Origin of the sequence: Desulfonatronospira sp. (assembly GCA_003563255.1) — a bacterium.
Classification (GTDB): Bacteria; Desulfobacterota; Desulfovibrionia; order Desulfovibrionales; family Desulfonatronovibrionaceae; genus Desulfonatronospira.
Map to the genome: position 1 here is coordinate 1 of PWSL01000174.1, position 6,054 is coordinate 6,054.

Annotated in this window: 7 protein-coding genes; 3 read left to right on the forward strand and 4 right to left on the reverse strand. The window is 51.4% G+C overall.

Annotated features, from left to right (window positions below; genetic code table 11):
- Window positions 1-187: 187 nt before the first annotated feature.
- Window positions 188-934: a tRNA 2-thiocytidine biosynthesis TtcA family protein gene (locus QZP87_RS04990; protein WP_291321819.1), complete on the reverse strand. Its 747-nt coding sequence runs from the start codon at window positions 932-934 to the stop codon at window positions 188-190.
- A gap of 808 nt (window positions 935-1,742) precedes the next feature.
- Between QZP87_RS04990 and rpoZ the strand changes: the two genes are divergently transcribed.
- From rpoZ to moaC, 3 genes are read left to right on the forward strand one after another with little or no spacing between them, the layout of a single operon-like run.
- Window positions 1,743-1,958 carry a DNA-directed RNA polymerase subunit omega gene (gene rpoZ, locus QZP87_RS04995; RefSeq protein ID WP_291321820.1) on the forward strand — a complete coding sequence of 72 codons (216 nt, stop codon included), beginning with the start codon at window positions 1,743-1,745 and terminating at the stop codon, window positions 1,956-1,958.
- Between the two features lie 2 nt (window positions 1,959-1,960).
- The gene (dnaJ, locus tag QZP87_RS05000; protein ID WP_291321821.1) at window positions 1,961-3,064 is read left to right on the forward strand and encodes a molecular chaperone DnaJ; all 1,104 of its coding nucleotides are present in this window, start codon (window positions 1,961-1,963) and stop codon (window positions 3,062-3,064) included.
- Between the two features lie 8 nt (window positions 3,065-3,072).
- Complete coding sequence (moaC, locus tag QZP87_RS05005; protein WP_291321822.1) at window positions 3,073-3,549, forward strand: cyclic pyranopterin monophosphate synthase MoaC; 477 nt, start codon at window positions 3,073-3,075, stop codon at window positions 3,547-3,549.
- Window positions 3,550-3,556: 7 nt separating this feature from the next.
- On the opposite strand, the gene hisF is transcribed toward moaC, so the two are convergent.
- From hisF to QZP87_RS05020, 3 genes are all read right to left on the reverse strand, one after another.
- Window positions 3,557-4,336 carry an imidazole glycerol phosphate synthase subunit HisF gene (gene hisF / locus QZP87_RS05010; RefSeq protein ID WP_291321823.1) on the reverse strand — a complete coding sequence of 260 codons (780 nt, stop codon included), beginning with the start codon at window positions 4,334-4,336 and terminating at the stop codon, window positions 3,557-3,559.
- Window positions 4,337-4,519: 183 nt separating this feature from the next.
- Window positions 4,520-5,149, reverse strand: a complete 630-nt coding sequence (gene hisH / locus QZP87_RS05015) for an imidazole glycerol phosphate synthase subunit HisH (RefSeq protein ID WP_291321824.1) — start codon at window positions 5,147-5,149, stop codon at window positions 4,520-4,522.
- Window positions 5,150-5,275: 126 nt separating this feature from the next.
- A complete protein-coding gene (locus tag QZP87_RS05020; RefSeq protein WP_291321825.1) occupies window positions 5,276-6,031 on the reverse strand; it encodes a hypothetical protein in 756 nt (251 codons plus the stop codon).
- Window positions 6,032-6,054: the final 23 nt, after the last annotated feature.

The window sequence follows — 6,054 nt, forward strand, 5'->3', positions numbered from 1 at the left end:
TCCAGGACCCGCTTGTCCCAGAAATTCAGGCTTTTTGAGCATAAAACCATGCTAACGCTGGCCATGCCCGCAACCCAAGATAATGCAGTGCTCTTATCCCACTTGGGAAAGTCCCCCTCCGATTTTTACGACCAACATGTTAGTTTGAAATTTGTACTAAGCGCCTAAACAGATACACAGATACGAACTATTTTAAGTTGCAGGCCAAGTCAAGTTGCCAGCGCTTAAAAGCATTCAGAATATTCTGTTTTGTTTTTTTGTCGCCCCTGGATATAATATCCAGCATACCTTCCATTTCGGTTCTTTTACTCTGTCCTGCAGAGGGGCAGGGGTTTTTCCATACAGGCAGTTCCCACCTGCCGGCGGCATTGCGAATGATTTTTTTTTCCACCAGCAAAAGAGGCCGTACAATGGTCAGCCGCCCCTGAAAAAAGTCTTCTCTGGCTGCAAGACCATCCACCCTGGAGTTCTGAATGAGGTTCATAAAAAAAGTGGCGGCCAGATCCTCGGCATTATGCCCAAAGGCCAGATGAGTTAAACTGTATCGCCTGCAGAGGTCAAAGAGGATTTTTCTCCTGTTCCAGGAGCACAGGAAACAGGGAGACTTCGTGTTGCCGGGTTTATGGGCCTGTAGTCCTATGTCTGAAAGCTGGATATGAGCAGGCAGGGGATTGGCCTGCAGCCATTTTTCCATGGGATGATGATTGTCCGGCTCAAATCCTGGATTTATATGCAAAAGGATCAGCTCGAAGGAAAAAGGAACGATTTTTTTTCGCAACATCAGGACCCGGGCCAGAACCCAGCTGTCAACACCGCCTGACACGGCTACGCCTATGCGCGCCCCGGGGCTGAGCATGCCGGTCTGCTGCATCAGCCGTCCACAGCGTCCAAGGCAAATTTTCTGGGCGTAATTGAGCTTTTTTCTAAATCCCATGGAACTGGAGAGTTAATAGCCCTACAACGAAACTTATTTGTGCTACATGCAAAGCGCTGAAAAGATACCTTCGGGTCTTTCATGATGCGCCTGCAAACAGTCAGTTGAAGGTGCTGTTTATACCAGGAAAATAAATTTGTTTAGCGCTTGCACAAAAAATGTGCCTTTTTCTGCGACCTGCAAAACGTTGAACAGATAGGCCGATTGACAGCCTGAAATCCGATTCTAATAATAAAGTGTCTGTATGGCAATCCTGATTCCACGCAACCATGCAGGGATCCGGCCGGTAATCACCACCGAGGACCCACTGCTGGTCACGATTCCTCGGTATTGATGACGGTCTTTGCCCGTAAAAATCTTTGCACATGTATCTGTTTAGCGCTTTGGATGTGGCACGGGGACTGGCTATTCCGGGACCCGCTTGTCCCAGAAAATGAGTCATTTTAAGCACAAAAGGATGCTCAATTGGGTCCCGGAGCTGCCTGACCCCTGCTTTGCTTAAAAGCGCTAAACAGATACTTGCACATACATTTTTGTCCTTGACCTGAATGGTGTTTTGCAGTTATATAACTACGTTTATCTGCAGCGCGTCAAGGTTGATTTGCAGGGTTTAAGTACCTGTTAAGCGCTTTACATGTGGCATGGGGACTGACTCTCCCCGCACTTATTTTTCAGTAATGATCTTCACATCAGCGAAAAAATAAGTGCGGGTGAGAGCCAGTCCCCTTCGAGTTCAAATAAAGAGTCGCTGTAGTATTGTTGAGTCTGAACTAACTATATTAAAGGGTATTAATTTGCGAGGTGGGCCATGGCCAGAATTACTGTAGAAGACTGTCTGGAACAGGTAAATAACCGGTTTTTGCTGGTACAGATGTCGGTTCGAAGGATCAAGCAGTACCGGGAGGGATACAAGCCCCTGATTGACAGCAAAAACAAGGATGTTGTCACCAGCCTGAGGGAGATTGCGGCTGGTAAGGTTATTCCTTCCAAGTCCATTCAAAAAGCAGGAATCAAGGTGGGGTAGGCATGCCTGAAAAAAGGGATTACTACGATATCCTGGGGGTCTCCAGCGAAGCGGACCATGAGGAGATAAAAAAAGCTTATCGCAAAATGGCTTTTAAATATCATCCTGATCGCAATCCGGATGACCCTGAAGCGGAAACCATGTTCAAGGAAGCTTCCGAAGCCTACCAGGTGCTGAGCGACCCTGAAAAACGCCAGCGCTATGACCACTTCGGGCATGCCGGAATGGACAGCAACGGATACCATGGTTTTCGGAGCACTGAAGATGTTTTTGATTCCTTTTCAGATATTTTCGGGGATTTTTTCGGTTTTGGAGGTCGCCGCTCCGGTCCCAGGGCCAGGGCGGGAGCAGATCTGCGCTACAATCTGACCGTCTCTTTTCGCGAAGCCGCCAAGGGTACGGAAGTTAACCTGGAACTGCCGAAGAGGGAAAAATGCGACCGCTGTGCCGGTCAGGGTTCAGAACCGGGATATTCGGCCGAGACCTGCAGGCATTGCGGTGGCAGTGGACAGGTGCACCGCTCCCAGGGATTTTTCCGGGTGGCCATGCCTTGTGCCGTTTGCCAGGGTCAGGGCATGCTCATCACCAATCCCTGTAAAAAGTGCAAGGGCCTGGGGATTGTCCAGGTCTCCAAACAGTTGAAGGTCCGGGTGCCCGCCGGAATGGACAACGGCAGCCGCCTGCGGCTGCGCGGCGAGGGCGAACCCGGAGATCACGGCGGCCCTGCTGGAGACCTGTACGTTGTTATTTTCGTGGAAGAGGACGATACCTTTAAGAGACAGGGCCAGGACCTGGTTACCCAGGTAGAGATCACCTTTGTTCAGGCTGCCCTTGGAGGAAAGGTTGAAGTGCCCACCCTGGATGACCCCATTTCCATGGAAATCCCCAAGGGCACCCAGAGCGGCAAGGTGTTTCAACTCAGCAGCATGGGACTGCCTTACCCAGGCGGTTCCCAGCGCGGGGATCTGCTGGTGCAGGTGCAGGTCAAGACTCCCACCAAACTCAGCAAAAGACAGGAAGAATTGCTCCAGGAATTTGAAAACCTGGAAAAGGAAAAGGCCGGGCACAAGGTCAAGCGTTTTTTTAAACGGGTTATGGGAGAATAGGAGTTTTTATGGGAGATCAGCTGACTCACGTGGATCAGCAAGGCCGGGTCAGCATGGTGGATGTTGGAACCAAGGAACAGACTGATAGAAGGGCACTGGTGAGAAGCGTGGTCAGGCTCGCGCCCGCAACCATGCAGATGCTTATAAAGCAGGCTCTGCCCAAGGGGGACGTGCTGGTGACCGCAAAGCTGGCCGGAATTATGGCCGCCAAGAAGACCGGGGATCTGATACCACTTTGCCATCCTCTGTTTCTCAGTTACGTGGATGTACGTTTTGATGTGCAGGAGGATGAAAACCGGATAGTCGTGGAAGCGGAAGCCCGCACCACCGCAGCCACCGGAGTGGAAATGGAGGCTTTGGTTGCGGCCCAGACCGCCTGCATGACCATTTACGACATGTGCAAGGCGGTGCAGCGCGACATAGTTATAGAAGACTGCCGACTGGTGCATAAAAGCGGGGGGCGCAGCGGAACCTACCAGGCCTGACCCTTTATTACCAGGTCCTGCGTACCTTGACCCCTGCCTGGTGCATGTAATCTTTGACTTCTTGAATGGTGTATTCCCCGTAATGCACGATGGAAGCGATAAGTGCTGCTGATGCCCGGCCCTGAGTAACGGCCTGAACCATATGTTCCGGGTTGCCTGCCCCGCCGGAGGCAATAACCGGGATGCGCACGTTTTGGGCGATAAGCCTGGTTAGTTTCAATTCATAGCCATCCCTGGTTCCATCCGCGTCTATGGAGTTGAGGCAGATCTCACCGGCCCCCAGCTTCTGCACCTCTTTCGCCCACCACAAGGCATCCATTCCCATGCGCCTGCGGCCCCCGTGGATAACTATTTCGTAGCCGGAGGGACATTGTGGGCTCTTTTCCACCCGCAGGACATCCATGCCTACTACGATGCACTGGGAACCGAAAGCCTCTGCGCCCTGTGAAATGATTTCAGGTTTTTTAACGGCAGCCGAATTAACCGAGACCTTTTCCGCCCCGGCCAGCAGGGCGGCTCGCATGTCTTCCAGGCTGGCAATCCCGCCTCCAACAGAAAAGGGAATGAAAATGGTCTCCGCCACCTTTTCCACCACCTGCAGCATGATTCCCCGGGCCTCGGCCGAAGCCGTGATGTCATAAAATACTATCTCGTCGGCTCCATGCTCGTAATAGTGCCTGGCAGTCTCAACAGGGTCACCGATCTCGACATTGCCTTTAAATTTAATGCCCTTTGTAAGTTTACCGTCTCGAACATCCAGGCAGGGAATTACTCTCTTGCTCAACATGGTTTTCCTCGGTCTTGATGTATACCTTGAGAGATAATAGTTATGTATCTGTTTAGCTTTGCATGTCGCATGGGGACTGGCTCTTTTGCCGCCGAGAACCCAGCCATTTTACGGTTTGAGTTCGCCAAAAGTGCCTGTCCCCGGTGGCTGAGGCAATAATTAACACAAAGTGTCGTTGTAGTGCTAAGCATTCATGCAGTACTTATAAAAATTGTTCAGGATTTTCAGGCCGGGCCGCCCGCTTTTTTCAGGATGAAACTGCATGGCCCACAAGCCCGGCCTGCCGAACACGGAGCAGAATTCACGGCCGTAGTGGGTATCACCTATTACGAGGTCCTTGTGCGGTACCGGGAAATAACTATGCACAAAATAAAACTCAGCTTCCCGGGGCACATCCTGAAAAAGTTCACATTGCTTGACCAGGTTGACGTTATTCCAGCCCATGTGGGGAATATTAATGGGATCGCCGTGCTCGTCCTGCAGTTCATCCTGAAAGCGCTCACAGCTGCCAGGGAGTATGGAGAGGGTGGAGGCATGGTTTTCCATGCTCTTGTCCAGTATGATCTGGCAGCCCAGGCATATGCCCAGCATGGGTTTGCCCCGGGCGAGCAGCTCCTTGAGAATCTTATCCAGGCCGCTGTTTCGGAGGTTGTGCATGGCTGAACCGGCAGCTCCCACTCCAGGGAATATTATGCCCCGGGCCTGGGCAAGACTTTCTGCATCGTCTGTTATGGCACTGGGTATATTTTCGTGGTCCAGGGCCCTTTTTACGCTGGTCAGGTTCCCGGCCCTGTAGTTCAAAACTGCGATCATGGCATGCTCCGTAAATGTTGATTGGCACTGCAAATTCGTTAAGCAGATAGATTATCGGTTTCTTATCCAAAGCTGGTTTTGTTTACTTTTGGCGGGTAAGTCAAGTAGATGTGGAGGGGTACAAAATCATGCCCCCTCATGTGATTGCCGGCGCAGGAATTTTTCCTGCAACTTTTTTTTGTGGTTCAGGTAGCCTTCATGGCCTATCCTTGAACCTGACAAGCCCCCCATTAAACTGATTTCCGAAAGAAACAATTCCCCGCCCGGACTTTGCAGGATATCCAGCAGGGCATAAGGAAAATCTCCGCGCTGCATGACCTGCATACAGAATTCGTACAGGTCCCGGGACAGGTCAACAGGGGAGGCTGTACCTTGCTGGGCCAGGTTTTTGCGAAAATTATCCGGGTTGGATCTTTCGTAGGCTTCTGCATGGTCATCAATTATTATGACCCTGAAGTCCCGGGCGTTTTCAAGAAAAGGCTGGATAACCAGTGGAAAGGGCAGGGCGCCCAGGGAGTCCAGCTTCTGCAGTTCTTCCAGTGATGACCAGCGTCCCACTCCCATGCCCAGGTGCTTGCGGTCCCTTTTGCTGATAATGGACCCGTGCCTGGCATACCTGGAAAAATTGCGACAGATATCTGCGCTGCGGTAGGCGACAAATGTATCCGGGAGCATGAATGCCTGGAGCACCTCTGCCTGCATTACCTTGGAGCGGCTTAGAAAACTGCACAGTACTGAAGGGTAAAAACTCACTCCGCGATGAAGCAGGTCCAGGATTTTCAACTCTTCTCCCGGTGCGAAGCTCAGGTGCCCTACAAAGATATCGTCCGGGCCCAGCTGATGGAATTTTTCTTTTAACTCTCTGGAAGAATAAATGATCATGACGTCTTAGCACTACAGCGAAA

What these genes read in the sequence shown, in the direction of transcription:
- rpoZ (WP_291321820.1), top strand. Translation starts at nt 1,743, where the DNA reads ATGGCCAGAATTACTGTAGAAGACTGTCTGGAACAGGTAAATAACCGG.
- hisF (WP_291321823.1), bottom strand. Translation starts at nt 4,336, where the DNA reads ATGTTGAGCAAGAGAGTAATTCCCTGCCTGGATGTTCGAGACGGTAAA.
- QZP87_RS05020 (WP_291321825.1), bottom strand. Translation starts at nt 6,031, where the DNA reads ATGATCATTTATTCTTCCAGAGAGTTAAAAGAAAAATTCCATCAGCTG.
- hisH (WP_291321824.1), bottom strand. Translation starts at nt 5,149, where the DNA reads ATGATCGCAGTTTTGAACTACAGGGCCGGGAACCTGACCAGCGTAAAA.
- QZP87_RS04990 (WP_291321819.1), bottom strand. Translation starts at nt 934, where the DNA reads ATGGGATTTAGAAAAAAGCTCAATTACGCCCAGAAAATTTGCCTTGGA.
- dnaJ (WP_291321821.1), top strand. Translation starts at nt 1,961, where the DNA reads ATGCCTGAAAAAAGGGATTACTACGATATCCTGGGGGTCTCCAGCGAA.
- moaC (WP_291321822.1), top strand. Translation starts at nt 3,073, where the DNA reads ATGGGAGATCAGCTGACTCACGTGGATCAGCAAGGCCGGGTCAGCATG.